10 protein-coding genes are annotated in these 15,226 nt (G+C 55.8%); 5 read left to right on the forward strand and 5 right to left on the reverse strand.

The window, feature by feature from the left end:
- Positions 1-24 precede the first annotated feature (24 nt).
- Genes AC0IM9_RS18915 through AC0IM9_RS18935 form a run of 5 tightly spaced genes read right to left on the reverse strand, consistent with a single transcriptional unit; the run spans position 25 to position 6,538 of the window.
- On the reverse strand, positions 25-888 hold the full coding sequence (locus AC0IM9_RS18915) for an esterase/lipase family protein (RefSeq protein WP_482805026.1): 864 nt from the start codon (positions 886-888) through the stop codon (positions 25-27).
- Positions 889-910: 22 nt separating this feature from the next.
- The gene (locus AC0IM9_RS18920) at positions 911-1,969 is read right to left on the reverse strand and encodes a DUF6765 family protein (protein ID WP_482805027.1); all 1,059 of its coding nucleotides are present in this window, start codon (positions 1,967-1,969) and stop codon (positions 911-913) included.
- A 17-nt stretch (positions 1,970-1,986) separates the two neighbouring features.
- Entirely contained in the window at positions 1,987-2,883 is an 897-nt protein-coding gene (locus tag AC0IM9_RS18925; RefSeq protein ID WP_482805028.1) for a glycyl-radical enzyme activating protein, read from the reverse strand.
- A gap of 15 nt (positions 2,884-2,898) precedes the next feature.
- The gene (locus AC0IM9_RS18930; protein ID WP_482805029.1) at positions 2,899-3,552 is read right to left on the reverse strand and encodes a hypothetical protein; all 654 of its coding nucleotides are present in this window, start codon (positions 3,550-3,552) and stop codon (positions 2,899-2,901) included.
- Between the two features lie 13 nt (positions 3,553-3,565).
- A complete protein-coding gene (locus AC0IM9_RS18935; protein WP_482805030.1) occupies positions 3,566-6,538 on the reverse strand; it encodes a pyruvate formate lyase family protein in 2,973 nt (990 codons plus the stop codon).
- A gap of 341 nt (positions 6,539-6,879) precedes the next feature.
- Here AC0IM9_RS18935 and AC0IM9_RS18940 point away from each other — a divergent pair, with 341 nt between their 5' ends.
- From AC0IM9_RS18940 to AC0IM9_RS18960, 5 genes are all read left to right on the forward strand, one after another.
- Entirely contained in the window at positions 6,880-11,775 is a 4,896-nt protein-coding gene (locus AC0IM9_RS18940) for an MG2 domain-containing protein (protein ID WP_482805031.1), read from the forward strand.
- Between the two features lie 39 nt (positions 11,776-11,814).
- Positions 11,815-12,546 (forward strand): SIMPL domain-containing protein, encoded by a 732-nt coding sequence (locus AC0IM9_RS18945; RefSeq protein WP_482805032.1) that lies wholly within the window; start codon positions 11,815-11,817, stop codon positions 12,544-12,546.
- Positions 12,546-12,782: a toxin-antitoxin system HicB family antitoxin gene (locus AC0IM9_RS18950; protein ID WP_482805033.1), complete on the forward strand. Its 237-nt coding sequence runs from the start codon at positions 12,546-12,548 to the stop codon at positions 12,780-12,782. The genes AC0IM9_RS18945 and AC0IM9_RS18950 overlap by 1 nt, the downstream gene beginning before the upstream one ends.
- A 301-nt stretch (positions 12,783-13,083) precedes the next feature.
- Positions 13,084-13,404, forward strand: a complete 321-nt coding sequence (locus AC0IM9_RS18955) for a hypothetical protein (RefSeq protein WP_482805034.1) — start codon at positions 13,084-13,086, stop codon at positions 13,402-13,404.
- A 257-nt stretch (positions 13,405-13,661) separates the two neighbouring features.
- On the forward strand, positions 13,662-14,159 hold the full coding sequence (locus AC0IM9_RS18960; RefSeq protein WP_482805035.1) for a DUF4145 domain-containing protein: 498 nt from the start codon (positions 13,662-13,664) through the stop codon (positions 14,157-14,159).
- Positions 14,160-15,226 lie beyond the last annotated feature (1,067 nt).

Here is a 15,226-nt window from a genome sequence, read left to right on the forward strand (position 1 = left end):
TTGGGCCGGAGCTAACAGCTCCGTTTAAAAGCCTTGTTGTTTTAAGTCTTTGACGATGTCCAGATATACGACGGGGATATTGAAATGCGTCAATAGCAGGCCGCGGTAGTCCACCAAGTCGCCGTGCGACAGGCCGCGGTCGGGATTGCTGTCGCCAATCAAGCCGCGAAACCGGCCCCATTGGCAGGATAGCGTGGAGACCATGCCGTCGTTGTCGCCTTCTATCCGCTTCAGCAACGCATGGGTGGCGGCAAACACCGGGTCGTCGATGGCCCGGCGCATCAGCGTGCCGTAGCTTTGGTAGTAAACGCCCGGCACGTCGGGTACTTGCCGATTGAATTCCGCCAGATAATTACGTGTCAGTTGCCTGATGGCCATACCGGCTTGCGGGCTTTTGTCGCCGGTCATTCTGGCCAGGATGTCCATCGCGCCGAATCCCAAGCGCTGCGCCAGGCGTTTGAAGAAATTGACGTTCAGCAGGTTTTCGGTATCGGGAATGTCGCCGGCCACCAAATCCGCCACGGCCGAGCCGCGATGCGGCGTGCAAACCGTGGTCAGGCTGGCCACCTTATCGGCCATATCCAGTTTGGAAATCAGATAGCGCGCTTCCAGTCCGCCCTTGGAGTGGGCGATGAGATTGATCTTGGCCGAACCGGTTTGGCTGAGTATCTGCTCGATATTCGGTTGCAACGCCATTGCACTGTTTTCGTGGCTGTTCCAGGCATCCAGTCCGCCTTGAAACACCCTGGCACCGGCGGCCTCCAATGTTTTCGGAATCCGGCCCCAGGAATTCAGCATCAACATGTCGTCGCGGTAACCGATACCGTGCAACAGCACGATGGGGTATAAAGTCCGGCAGGGTGGATCGACTGTGGTGTTGGCGTTCATGGCGACTCTCCCGCTTGCCGGCTTAGCCGGCGCAAATGCCGTACTTGGGCAAAATGTCGTGCAGCACGGTCAAGCGATGCAGTTGCAGCGCGTCGTGAAACAGCTTCCAGTGACTACTCAAAAATGCCGGCGTGTATTTATGTACGCGCATGTCCCAACTGCTGCCCAGCGCTTTTTCCTTCCAGGAATTGGCGCCTTCGGCGGCATAACTAATCTCCGCCGTACCGAAGCTGAATTTCTCGCCTTTGAAGCCGTTCTTGACGATCTCCAGCCATTGCCGATGGCGGGCTTTGTCGTCCTTGATCTTTAACTCCAGGAATATTTTTGCCAGCAGCGTTTTGTCGGCGGCCGGCAATCCGTTTTGGGCTTTGCCCAGATACTGCTGCATCACTTTGCACATCGCGTCCGCAGCCGTGCAAAAATCCGTGGGATTATCGCGAACGATCCAAACATCGCGACCGTTCCGATACTGCCAATGCAAGAACGGCAGGTCCGGAAAATCCTTGGCCCGGCCATGGCCCAGCGGCGGAATCACATCGTCCAGGATATCCTCCAGTATCTGCTGCAATTGTTTGCTGTACATGCCGGAGCTTTTCAACTCCCGTGCGTGTTCCACTTCGTTGATTTCGTGTATCACCCCGGCAAAACCCTGGTGCGACCAGGTGTCGGCATACACATGCAAGGCAATTCCCAAGCGATGCAGACTGTACGGCTTGCCTTTATCGTCGACCGCCGCTTGCACCATGTCCTTGGCCGGCGGGCTGTCGGGCAGACAGACGATTTTTTGGATAAACGTACCACCCGGATCTTCGCCCGGACCCTTGCCGCCGTTGCCCGGCAGAAAATGGAATGGTAACCAGATCAGGTGGTTGTAATCGTTGTTCAAATTGCCGACGTCGGTGCTTTTATGCGACGAATGAATCCTGGCATAAAAGGCGTTGTTATCGAAATGCACGACGCCTTCGCTGACGGCGTCGTCCACGTATTGCGCCGAATAAGCAACGATGTCGGCGTCCTGGTGAGTGAAGCCGGCGGTGCGGGCGGCGACATAAGTCACGGCATGATGGAAATCGGTTTGCATGACGACTCTCCTTGAAATCAACAGGCCTGCAAGCTATCGACGCAGCGTTCGATCTCGGCGTCGCTCATGAAGGCGGCGTACCGATAGTCGGTATCGATCCCAAAGCGCTGCAGCTTGTCCAGCCATAAGGGGTTATAAGGCAGGGCGCTGACCTGCTCGATCCGGTGCTCCCGCAAGAACCGGGCTATGCCGCTCAGATTCTCGTCGGTGGCGGTAATGTTGGGAATTAATGGAATACGGACTTTGACCGGAATCTCGGCGCACTCGGTCAGGCGCAACAAATTGTCCAGAATCGGCCGGTTTGAATGGCCGGTGTGGCGGATGCTGGCCGCTTCGTCGATCAGTTTTAAGTCGAAATAGACCAAATCCAGCCATGGCAGCAACAGGCGGGTAAAACGGCCGAAATTGAACATGCCGTTAGTTTCGATGGCGGTATGAATACCGGCGGCTTTCAGTTTTTTAAAAAAATGGTGCAGAAAATTCATGTGCGTAGTGCATTCGCCGCCGGACGCCGTGACGCCGCCGCCGGTAGCGTCGAAAAACGGTTTATCGATGGCGACTCGATAAAACAGCTCGTCCACACTCAGCCATTGCCCCACCAGCTCCAAGGCATGCTGCGAACATACCGCCGCGCAACGTCCACATTGGTCGCAACGTTCTCGATCAAGCCGCAGTTGTTGGTCTTGCAGCGTTAAGGCTTTCAATCGGCAAGCTTTAAGACAAGGTCGCTCGCACTGGTCCGGCCGGCATAACTCGGCACGAAAAGACAGAGACGGCCCCGGAGCGATGCCCTCGGGGTTTTGACACCAACTGCAACTCAGCGGACAGCCTTTGAAAAACACCGTGGTCCGGATACCCGGCCCGTCCTCACTGCTGTTGCGCTTGATATCGAAGATGAAAGCTTTGTGGTCCATCTCCGCTCTCCAATGCTAGGCTGCTTTGGGAATATCCAGGGATAACTGGATGTCCGTGGCGATAGCGCCCAATTTAAACAGATGGCCGACGTGGCCGGTCAGTTGCACCAGGTTTTCCAGCAGCAAACCGACGATATCGACACCGGAACGGCCCAGCAAACCGATAATCGACTGCACGTCCTTGAAACGCACCACCAGGTCGACTTGGCTGGGATCGTTCTCGATCCGGTCGGCCTGGTTTTCGTCCAGCACCTCTGTAGCAACCAGTGCCAGCGAATTCAAGGCCCGGCCGAACGGCGTGTCGATGTACAGGGCATCGGGATTGGGACAGAATTTGAGCAACACGTTCATGTCATCACCGCGCCGGCTGGTGCGGATCAGAAACTTGCCCTGATAGTAGCTTTGGCCGCCAGGCGCCAGGGGATCAATGATGATGAAGTTTTCCTCGAAAAAGGCATTGGCCTTGGCCGCTTGCTCGGCATCCAGCTGGCAATCGCGCAACAAATAGCCAAACCCCAAGCGCAGCGCCACGGCCATGCCGCCGGCCAACAAGCGGCCTTGGGCTTTATCCAAAACAGCCGGCAGTTCGCCGGCATCAATCGCGGCATTGGCACCCAACTTCAAGGTTTTTTGTAAATTCGGTAATAAACAGGGAAATCCGGCATGCATGACAGTTCTCCTCTTAAATTGCGTTGAGCGTATGTTGCTCGGCGCCGGTGTCCAGCCCGAAATTGGCGCGTTGAATAATCTCTTTGCGCATCTGCGGACTCAGCGTGACGAAATACGCCGAGTAGCCGGCCACGCGTATCATCAGATCCTTGAACGGCTCCAGCGCTTTATGTTCGGCCTCGCCGGCCCCGGATTCCCCGGCGGCGGCGGCGGCGCGGTCGGCGGCGACCAGATCGTTGATCGACGACACGCACATTTGCACCAGCACGCCGTTTTGGTCGGCAAAGGCCTTCATGTAACGCGAGAACAATTCGGTGTCCTCTTCGAAATGGCCGCGATCGCGGGTGGTCAAGCTCAGGTTGTAGGTGTAACCGTTCTGTACCGTATTGGCGTTGACCGATGTGACCGACAGCATGTGATCCAGCAAATTGACCGGCTCGCCGTTGGCTTTGACCACACCCGGACACGGTGTGATGCCGCTGGCGAAAGACTCGCCGCTACGCCGGCCATTCGGCGTGGCCTTGGTCAACATCCCAAAACCGGCGTGGTTGGTCATGCTCCAATAACCGGGCAGATAACGCCCGCCGCGATGGGTGCGGTATTGGGCAAATACCTCTTGCAACATTTCGGTCAGCAGGTGGGTGTATTTGACGGCGGTAGCGTTGTTGTAAATGCCGCCGGGAGTTTGATCGACGCCGGCGCCATACTTGGGGGCCAGCCGGATCATCTGTTTGATTTGATTGAGGCGGTCGGCGCTTAATGTCGGTAATGGCAACGGCGCATCTTCCGGATGCAGCCAGTTTTGCACCCGCTCCCGCAATGACGCCCAGAAACTTTTGGGCTGCAAGCTGCCGGCGTCGAAATCGGCCTGCATCGCCGCCAGCAATTCGCCGGCCGAGATTTTGCCGCCGAATACCAGGGTGTCCAACACGCAAAACGAGTCGATCACGTCGGCCAGCCCGATCACGGCAATGCCCGCCGAATTGTATTTAGCGCCGCCGGCGGAGACATCGCGAAAACTCGCTCCGTCACTGTCCGGGGTATTGGTCGGCCCGGTAAACAAGCCGGACAAAAACGGCGACTGCCGGGATTGTTCGTAGAAACGGCCGAAGTAATTGTTGCATTGCACGACGTGGCGGGCCATTTCGTTCAGTTGAAACCTAAAGGCCTCGATAAACGCTGGCATGCTATCGATTTGGAGCAAGGGCTGCGTGGTGTAGCGGGCGTCGCCGTAAAACAGGTTGGGCGATTTTGGCGCCACGCCGTCGCTGCGATGTTTGCCGCCGTACAAAGCCAGCTCCAACACTGCCGGCAACACCATCAAAGTCGAGCCGGTGTTGCCGTAATGTTTATGCGCGGCGTTTTCTTCGATGCAACCAATAGACGTGTAATCGTAGGCATCCGCCAAGGCTTCTTCCGCGCTGATACCGGCATGCGCCGCATAGTAACTGGCCATGGCCGGCACTACTGCCGCATCACCATGCAGCGCCGGCGTGGCTCGGGTCAGAATATTGACCTGGCAAATCCGTTTCAGATACGGGTCCATTACTTCAACGGGCAGCGAATTGCCTTGGGCGTCGCAGTGATGCACATCCCGATGATAGCGGGCATGCACGTTCGGGTCGCGGATAGCCAGGATCTCGGTGGCCTTGAGGATGATGTAGGTCATGTCGTTGACCGCATCGACGACCTGGCCGTTTTCATAGCGAGTGCCGCCCACGGTCAATGCCTGATTGGAGCCGCTGCCGGCGAACAGGGTTTCCGAGCCGGAGGTGGACAGCGGCACATGATCGGAACAATGCAGGAAAAAATGGCTGATCAGTTCCACCGCCCGCCGGGTATAGGCGTCCTGCGCTTGATGGTTATCCAGTTTTTGCCAATCGGCCAGATAGAATGGGTTGAGGATTTGGTCCAGGCGGCCGATGGAAAAACCGAAATTGGTGTTTTCCTGCAACAGCAGGTGGTAGCAAATCCAGACCGCGGCCAGCGCTTCGTGCAAGGTTTCGGCGGGCTGCGCCGGCACCTTGCGGCAGATGGTCGCCAGCACTTGATTGCCGGCGCGGTCGGCAGCCTCGGCCAAGTGCTGGGCGTAAAGTTTGGCGCCCTCGTATACCGCAATCACGCCCTGTAGAAACTCGACTTGCTGCGGCGTAGCCGCCGCGCCGCTGGCGATATCCTGTTTGGCGCGTTCGATCAAGCCATCGAAGCCGTACTTCAACACCCGTTCGAAATCCGGCACGGTATGGGACACGCAGGTGGCCTTGTCGGACAGGAAGAACGCTACCCTTTCCATCAATTCCTGGGCTTTCGGGGTTTCTCCGGCTTTTTTACGCAAGGGCGGATCGATCGACTCCGGATAATTGCCGCCGATCCGGTCGCGGTTCTCATAGGCGGCGCTATCGTAATCGCTGTAACGGGCCAGTTCCTGGATTGGCTTTTGCTCCAGCCAGAATGGAAATATTTCTCGATTCAGACGCTCGGCCACTTCCGGGCGAATCTTGAACGGATTTTGGGCGCGGGTGGTGACGGTTTTCAGTTCCGGCCAAATGCAATAGCCTATGGTATCGGCGTAAACCACTGGGCCGACGAAGCTGGTGGTAGTTTGGCCGGGCAGCAAGTCGTCGGCATGCACGATTGCGGTTTTGTTGACGAAGATGTGGCGTAGCGCTTGGGCGCGCCGGGTGTAAGGCGGCAAGGTTTGGCTTTCGGGCCGGCGCAGAAATTCGGTTAATAGGCGCGGCAATTCATCGCAGATTTCCGGCGTACCTGCCGGCGAAAACAGCTTTTCGCGCCAGGCGCTGACGACCGGGAATTGGGCCAGCGTGATGCTGCGGAGCGCCAAGTCCTTCAGGGTTTTAATTTTCCAGAAGTCTGGATTGGCGATGGGAAATAAATCGACTTTGCTGGACTCGGATGCCGGTCCTGCGGAACTCTTGCCGAGCTCTACCGAAATACCGCCGTCGGCTGCTGGATATGGAACAGACATGTTCACCCCCCTTTACCGCAGAGCGATCCCTCGAAAGCGTGTACCGGCAGCTTGCGGCGCGATTGCCAGCTCCCTGCCCCGGCTTTTTGTGATCTATGTCTAAATTATAGCCCAATCCTCACCAAACGTAAGGAAATATGTAGGGCGATCCCTTCAATTTCGCTGCATGAAAAAACGCCTGGCCGGACCGCAATCGGCCCACGGCACAGCCACTACAGCCGGGCCGGTGCAAAAGCGTTTCATTTCTCCAATTAGCGGCTATGCTACTGCGAAATTAATGCCGGTTCGGGCGCGTAACGCCGGGATTGGCAATCGATAATCGTCGGCCGGGAGGCGTTGAAATGTACCGATTTCTGAATGCAGTGTTGCGCGACCGGCTAGCGGGTTTTGCCGTGGCAATTGGGCTTGCGGTAGTTCTCGCACCGCTTGCCGCCGTCGCCGGCAGCCCGTTCTACCTGACCGCCGAACGCAGTTTCAGTAACAGCGAATCGCCCAGCATCCGCCTGGATTACACCGTCACCGACCAGCCGATGCTGATCCGGGTATTGAAAGCCGACAATCTGGAAAATTTTCTCGACGGCCAATTCAACGTCAGCCGCAGTTACGAGCAGCCGGTTAGCGAGCTCAATCCCGGCCATTATTTTGCAAAAGGATTGAACAACGCCGAATCGCCGCTGAAATTGCTGCGCGGCATGTTGGATGTGGAATTTCGCAAGTCCTTGAAAGACACGCCGTTCAGCGGTTCGGTACTGACCGTGACCGACAAGCCGTTGGCGGCCGTGCCGCAGCAAATCCTGGTCGCCCCGCCCAAGGGCTTTAAGGTGGTGAAAGAAACCTATCTGGACCTGTTGCGCAACGGCCAGCAAACCCACGACTTGGGCTGGTGGTTTAACGAGGACACCTGGAGCGAGCACCGCTACAAAGTTCGGCAGATCTCACTCGAGCCGTTGCCGGACGGCCTGTATCTGTTGCAGGCGGTGCAGGGCAAGACCGAGGCGCAGTGTCTGATTCAAGTCAGCAGCCTGGCGGTGCAGGTCAAGCAATCCAGCGAGCAATTGCTGGTGCGGGCGATGAACCGCGATTTGCAACCGCTGGCCAATGCCAAAGTCAGCGTCCGCGACGGCCGCGGCCGTTGGCAGAACTTGCCGGGGGTGACCGATGCCGCCGGCGAACTGCGCTTCAACAATCCCGACGGGGTGCTGGACGGCAAACTACTGGTGCGGGTCGACGCGCCGGCCGCCAACGCTAACGCAGCAGCGCGCACGGCGTTGACCGCGACCGATTTTCTGCCGACTCAGGCCAAGGACCATGCGGTATTCGTGATGACCGACCGGCCGATCTTCAAGCCCGGCGAAACCTTTTTCTACAAAGGCATCGTCCGCAATTTGCAGGACGGCCAGTTGCGGATTCCGGCCTTTCAATCCAAACAAACCGACGTGTCATTAGTCCGCGCCGACGGCAACGCCACCGGCTTGCAAGGCCACAGCCAATTGACCGACTTCGGCTCGTTTTCCGGCAGCTTCGATCTGGATCCCGGCCAGACACCCGGCCTTTACCGTTTGCTGGCCGAGATCGACCATAAAGCCTACGGCGGCGAATTTCGGGTGCGCGATTACATCAAACCGACCTTTTACCTGGAACGGCTGGAACGCAGCCAGACTGTGCAAGCCGGGCAAGCGTTCAATCTGAAATTCCGCGCCAAGCGTTACAGCGGCGGCATCCCGCAGAACGTCAAATTCGAAGTGTTTTTGTACCGCAAAAAATTCGAGGCGCCGCAATTCGTGACCGAGGCCGGCGCCGGCTTGTCGGCCGGCAACGATTATTTCGGCCAGATCAAATCCGCCGCGCCATTAACCCAGCCGCAGCGTTTGTTTAGTTCGATCGAGGCCCGACAGGCCGCCGAAGCCAGCAATCCGTGGGAAACCGCCGCCAAACTGGCCGACAACGGCGACGGCAGTTTCGAATTTACCGTACCGGCCGAAGCCCAAACCGACGCCAAGTCGCCGAAACCGGAACAGGAATGGATTTATACATTAATGGTGCGCGCCCAGGATGTCGCCGGCGGCAGCGCGATTTTGACCGACAGCATTTACGCCACGCTGGCCGAAGCCCAGCCGGCGCTACGCTTTAACAAAACCGTCGCGGCGGTTGGCGATCAGGATTTGCAGATTTTGCTGCAATCCAGTTACGCCGACGGCAAGCCGGCAGCCAAGGCCGGCGGCGTGGTCGACGTGATGCTGGAACAGCCCGGCAGCGGCAAGCGCAGTCTGGTGAAACTGGATATTGCCACCGACGCCAACGGCCAGCAAAAACTCAGCATACCGGCGCTGAAAGAGTTCGGTCGCTTGACCGCCGTGGCGCGTTTGGAGACGTTGGACGGCCGCAGCATGAGCCACAGTTCCACTTCGCAACCGGCCACGTTGATCGTCGCCGGCAACGGCGGCGAGGCAGTGGCCGAGAATCCGGAATTGGAGCTGTACACGCCAACCACAATCCTCAGCCCCGGCGAGCAAGCCAAAGTGTTTGCCTTGCTGCCAAAAGCCTGGGGCAATAACGAGGCCGGCGCGATTTGGGAAACCGTGGCCGGCGCCAAATTGTTCGATAGCCGCAGCGCCCAGGCCCAAGGCCGTAGCCGCTGGTTCGAAGTGACTGCCAAACCCGAATACGGCACCGGCTTTTACCACACCGTCACGGTCCCGGTAGCCGGCGGCAAGTACAAGGAGCAGACGCTGGGCTTCCGCATCGTGCCCTGGGATAAGCGGCTGCAAATCGCCATCGAGCCGGCTCAAGCCGAAGCCGAACCGCTCAAACCCACCCAAATCAAATTGCAGGTCAAACGCGCCGACGGCAGCCCGGCGGCGAATACCGAGCTGGCGGTATCGATTGTTGATCGCGCCGTTTACGCGGTGCAAGCCGAATTCCGCCCCGGCATTTTCGACTTTTTCTATCCGCTGCAACGCAGCAATCTGTCGACCTACTATTCCGACGACTTGCAAGGCTACGGCTACGCCGACTTGCTGCGCAAACCCAACTTTGCGCTCAGCGCCTTGAAAAGCCAAAGCAAACTGGCGAAAAAAGCCATGCGCGATACCGCCGGCTGGTTCCCGCACGTGGTCACCGACGCCAACGGCGCGGCGACGATCGACGTCGATATGCCGGCCAACGTCACCGAATGGCTGGTCACCGCTGTGGCCAGCGATAAGGACGGCCGCCTCGGCGAAACCACCGGCCAGTTCCGCACCAAAACCGACATCGCCGTCGATATGGTCGGCCCGCAATTTTTACGTAGCGGCGACGAGGTGGAATTGGCGGTCAAATTGACCAGCCATTCGCCCGAACCGGTCAAAGTCTCCGGCAATCTGAGTTTGAGTGACAATCTGCAAGGCCAGGATATCAACCTGACGCCGAGCGCCGACTTGGCCGCCAAAGCCGAGCAATTATGGCCGCTACGGTTGACCGCCGGCCCGCAAGCCGGCAATGCCAGCTTAAAAGCGGCGTTGACCGCGCCGAACACAGTCAAAGTCGGCGGTGCCGAAGAATTCGATTTGCCGATTCAGCCGGCGGCGATGGCGCAAGTCTATGCCGCCGAACGCCGCGACGGTCATTTGCATTTCGATATTCCGGAGCAGGCCCAACCGGCGCAACTGACGGTGCGGGTCAACTCCGGCCTGCTCGGCGCGGCCTTGCAGGCGGCGGCAATGCTGGTGCAATACCCTTACGGCTGCACCGAACAACTGGCGCATAGCACGGTGCCGAATCTGGTGTTGCTGGACCTGATCGAACGCGCCGGCCTCAAGCCCGAGCAATTGGGGCCGCTGGAAAAACCCTTACAGCGCGCCAAGCAGAATGCGGCGTTGGGTCTCCGTAAACTGATCCAAAATCAGAAAGCCGACGGCGGTTTTGCGTTGTGGGCCAACGATCCGGAGCCCAGCGTGCCGGTGACAATGATCGCGATGCAGGCTTTGAAATATGCCGAGGAATTGAAACTGGAAGGCACCACCTCGGCCTACAACAAAGGCGCGGAGTGGCTGGCCCAACAAGCCAACACCGAGCAAGTGCTGGACGGCTTTACGCTGGCCGCTTATTCGGCGGTGGGTTACATCTACCAGGCGCCGTGGGAGCGGCAAGCCGAGTTCGTCGAAAAAGTCGGCGCCGACCCGCAAGCCGGTGCCGAAGACTTGACTGCGGCGCTGCGCATCTCGGCGGCCTACAAAAACCAAAGCTGGCATGCCTTCAACCAACAAATGAAAAGCCAGCCCGATCTGGCCAAGCGCTTGGGCAAACGCCTGCAGCAGGCGCTGGAGGCGATCGATCCGGCCGCTTATCAGAGCCAACCCGGTCCATCGTATGAGCGGCTCGGCTTCCGCTTCGGCTTGCCCAGCATAATATCCGCCGGCCTCGGTGCATTGCAGGCCGCGGGCGACTTGCCGCCGGCGTTGGAAAGCAGACTGAAACGGCTGTTGTTGCAGACCCAGCAACACGGCTACTGGACTTCGACCTACGATACCGCGCAAGTCATCTTCAACACCCGCGAGTTATTGAGCAAGGAAGCCGCCGCCGCGCAAAGCCAAAAAGCCCGGACCTTGAAAGTCGCCAATGCATCCGCCGCGTTGGGCAGCTTGCAACCCATTCCCGGCGGCTATCTGGGCCGCTTCGACAAATTGCCGGCAGCCGCCGAACTGGCCGATCTGCAACTCGCCGATCTCAGCGAAACCGATATAGCATCCGCCACGTTGCAAGTCGAACTGCCATACCCGGCCGTCGTCGCCCGCGACAATGGCCTCAGCATCCAACGCAATTTCCGCCGGATTACCGCCGGCGGCAGCGAACCGGTCGATCTGAGCCAGACGCTGCACATCGGCGACGTCGTGGTCAGCGAGGTCAAAATCAAACGCAGCGCCGAACCCAACCGCTTGCCGGCCGGCAGCGACTTCGTCGTGATCGAGGACGGCATCCCGTCGCTGGCGGAGGGCCAGGAAAACGACCAGACCTACCTGGCCGACGCCAAACTGCAAGCCGGCGACGATAGCTACTGGGCCGGCATCAAGGAAACCCAACGCTACCCGGACCGCATCGTCCGCGTCGCCAAACTGCAACCCGGCGCCGAATTGAAGCTATACCAAGTCTGGAAAGCCACCCGCCCCGGCAACGCCTCGATCCCGCCGGCCAGCGGGTTTGATATGTACAACGAGGCGGTCAGGGGGAATGGGGTGGCTGGCAATGTTAGCGTCAAATAATATATTTGTCGGACAATCCGTTTATTCTGGGAATCTAATATGAAAAAGCAGCTACTGATGCTCATTTTGTTAACTTTAAATGCAACAGCGGTATTCGCCACACAGTGGCCTGATTTTCCGATTTTATTCTCGACTGGTACTGCAGAAAAAGAAACTCCTCCAGACATCGCAACCATAACCTTTAGCGTAAGTGTTTTTGATGAAAAATCGGAGAAAGCTCTTGCTATTGTAAAAAAGCAAAGCTTGGAAATTATTAATTTTTACTTTTCCTTAGGTTTGGATAAAGATAATTTGGAGGCTTATGATATTGATAAAAAAGTTGTGCGAGAAGATAAGGATTACACAGAACTTAAGATATTGGGGTACGAAGTAAACCAAAAATTCACTATAATATTACCCGCTCTTGATAAGTACACTACCTTTATGGACTGGCTTTTGAAAACTTCAAATTTGTCCAATATCGCTACTAAATTCGATATCGCTGAACGCAAGCAAGTAGAATCTGAATTAATTAAAGAGGCTTGCGCCGACGCCAAAAGAAAAGCCGAAAATATGGCAAATGGCATGAATGCTTCATTAGAATATCCATATGCAATTTCGGAAGATGGTTTCCACAGCTTGAACGAGTTTTTTGGGATTTCTAATCCAAATCCGCCGATGTTTAAAAAAAGTCAGCACAAAGAAAGCGATACAGCTAAGATTACATATATTCCTTCGAGAATTAAAATATCCAAAAGTGTCAACGTGATATATCGTCTTTCGAATAGATAATGAAAAAATTTAGTTTGGTTTTGCCCAATTCGATTCAGCGTCATCTAAAAGAACTGGCGACCAAGGAAGGTATATCGATTAATCAACTCATTGCCAGTGCCGTAGCGGAAATGGTTTCTGCGATCGCCACCGAGGAATATCTGCAAGCTAGAGCCGAACGGGCCGATGCATCGGCTCTTCAGGCAATTTTGGCAAAAGTACCTAGGCGGGAACCTTTGTCGGGTGATGAAATTTGATTGTTTACCCGATCCGGCAGGGAAGTGAATCGATACGACTAATTTCCGTTCGGCAATGCAAAGCAGGGTCACAAAGCAGGGTCAGGTTTAACAATTAAGCATCCTTGAAAGGATTTGCTATATTTCTAGGCCTGACCCCTTTCTGTAGAGGCAAATGTGCCCGAATTTATGGCAAAAATCCGGTTATCGAGGCAGATGTGCCCGGTTTGGCGGTTATCAGGGCAAAAGTGCCCGAAATGGCCGGCAATATCAACTTGTCAGGCAGATTTGCCTGATAATCAATAGTTAGGCGGTGGCTCTAATGACTACTAGGGGAAAGGTTAAATCTATATTTATGCACTGTGGCATTGGCTTGTCTCTCCCAGCAGTGTTTTTAGTCAATGCCTTTCTTGTGCCAGAGCCCTATTCTCATCCATTAATCTATGTGTCTATTGCGCCAACAAATCTCATGCCATTTCTGGAAAACAGAGAGCTAATGGGGGAACTTACTGTGGCGCTATTTGGAAGAATGACGCCAAACTATGCGCCCATAACAATCGTTTTCCTGATCATATTTTGGTTTATTGTGGGAGTAGTGGGTTCACTGGCATTATTTAAATTCAAGGTGCGCAACAATGCCTAACATGGCGCTCAAAGGGACGTGCCGCCTCAGGGCGGTTTTAAAGTTTTGTAATTTATCAAGCTTTAGCAGGTTGGTGAAAAACTCATTTTTGACCCTAACTCAGCCTGTATTTAGTTGAAGCATGATACTGCAGACACTATATATTGATTAAGCTGGCCAAAATTAGCGTCTGAAATATGGTTTTTCACCAACCTGTTAGGGCTTCGCTTAGCGTCCGTGAGCGGCACGCCCCTTAGCTTTACGTTAGGCCTAGATACATGAAAGATCATTGGAAAGATAGAGTTCGTCCAAATCTCGACCACATTATGTCGCTATTTGATCGACCCGAGCTTGCGGCGTTCATAACGGGACATCTCATCTTGGAGTCTGTTCTCGTTCAACTGATTGAGTTGAAGCTTACAGATGCAGATCATATAAATTTGTTTGATCTGAGCTTTCCAAACAAGGTCAATATGGCGAAGTCTAGGGGGCTTATTGGGGAGAAGATGGGTGAGTTCCTGCTTGAAATGAACTCAGTGCGTAACCGCTTAGCTCACAGACTCGGTGAACCTATTGAGTTCGATCGTATGTATTCACTGGCAAAGGTTGCACATCTAGGCGGAGTTGAGTTTTCAGACGATACGATCCACTCGGATAGGTCTAAGTCTTTGGAGTGGTATGGGGTTGAAGGAATCATTCAAGAAATCTTTCAGAACGCGGCTCAAGATCTCGCGTTTATCATCGAGGAGCTCGGTGGCGAGTTTCAGTTTGCGTAGGCACAGGCCTAACCAGCCGCTTCACCCGACCAAAAACCGCTACGCGGTTTTCGTCGGGTGAGCTTGGCGTTAGATCGCATGAAACACTCCAAGCGAATTGCTGCCGTTCTTGTAAGCACCTCTTGTGCGATTGCGCAATGTACGTCAATTGCAGCTCCGCCGTCTATCACGCTTTGTTCGCCAACTGAGGCAGTGCTTTTTAGCTGCAAAACTGGCAAAAAGAATATTTCGGTGTGCGCCACCCAGGATTTGAACGAAAGCATCGGTAGCGTGCATTACCGGTTCGGCTCGCCAAGCAAGATTGAGATGGTTTATCCGCCCGACGAGAGGCACCCCTCAAAGGCCTTTTCGGGATATTTCGAACGAGGTACAAGGACTTACTTGACCGAAATTTCCTTCACGAAAGGGAGACATCACATACGTGGTCAACGAATACTTCTCTACTTCGATGGGTGCGTGGGCGGGCGTTGGCGTTTACAGCGGAAAGCAAAGACTATCTAAGCTCAGCTGCTCCGAAGACCCTACAAACGAGCTTTTCAAGTTAGAAAAGCTCGGCCTCAACAGTTCCGATTCCCATGATGATCTACTGCCTTTCTGACTCGAGCTTGCTGCGCAATGCGACCTAACCCTGCGGTCGAGGGAACCAAACTGCTGCGCAGTTTGGTTCCCTCCGCCTTCGGCTCCGGCCGCCCCTCACCTCCACGTTAGCCCGTAGCAGGTGTCGTCGGTGTCTGGTTGGTTCGTCTGTCCGTCCTCAGTGGTTCGCGCCAATACCAATGCCCGCTTCTGTCTGTCTTGGCCGCAACAGGCTTCGCCTGCTGCTGGTGAGGTCACGGTTGCTGTGAACTGGCGCCTCCGGTCAAGCCGCAACAGGCGTGTGTCGCGGGGCCGAGCAAGCCCAGTAGGCCGGAATAAGCGTTAGCGTTTCCGGCGTGCATTAAATCGCCGGAAACGCCGTTCGGCTTATTCCGGCCTACAGATTATCCGGTTCCTTATATCGCTTGAATATTATGACGAGCCCGCGCAGCGGCGATTTGCGCAGCCTTATCGGGGAGTCAAGAGTTTTT

Source organism: Methylomonas sp. Uni0011, assembly GCF_056850255.1.

Bases quoted from the DNA above. Each gene is read 5' to 3' on its own strand.
- AC0IM9_RS18915 (WP_482805026.1), bottom strand. From the start codon at position 888: ATGAACGCCAACACCACAGTCGATCCACCCTGCCGGACTTTATACCCC.
- AC0IM9_RS18920 (WP_482805027.1), bottom strand. From the start codon at position 1,969: ATGCAAACCGATTTCCATCATGCCGTGACTTATGTCGCCGCCCGCACC.
- AC0IM9_RS18925 (WP_482805028.1), bottom strand. From the start codon at position 2,883: ATGGACCACAAAGCTTTCATCTTCGATATCAAGCGCAACAGCAGTGAG.
- AC0IM9_RS18930 (WP_482805029.1), bottom strand. From the start codon at position 3,552: ATGCATGCCGGATTTCCCTGTTTATTACCGAATTTACAAAAAACCTTG.
- AC0IM9_RS18935 (WP_482805030.1), bottom strand. From the start codon at position 6,538: ATGTCTGTTCCATATCCAGCAGCCGACGGCGGTATTTCGGTAGAGCTC.
- AC0IM9_RS18940 (WP_482805031.1), top strand. From the start codon at position 6,880: ATGTACCGATTTCTGAATGCAGTGTTGCGCGACCGGCTAGCGGGTTTT.
- AC0IM9_RS18945 (WP_482805032.1), top strand. From the start codon at position 11,815: ATGAAAAAGCAGCTACTGATGCTCATTTTGTTAACTTTAAATGCAACA.
- AC0IM9_RS18950 (WP_482805033.1), top strand. From the start codon at position 12,546: ATGAAAAAATTTAGTTTGGTTTTGCCCAATTCGATTCAGCGTCATCTA.
- AC0IM9_RS18955 (WP_482805034.1), top strand. From the start codon at position 13,084: ATGACTACTAGGGGAAAGGTTAAATCTATATTTATGCACTGTGGCATT.
- AC0IM9_RS18960 (WP_482805035.1), top strand. From the start codon at position 13,662: ATGAAAGATCATTGGAAAGATAGAGTTCGTCCAAATCTCGACCACATT.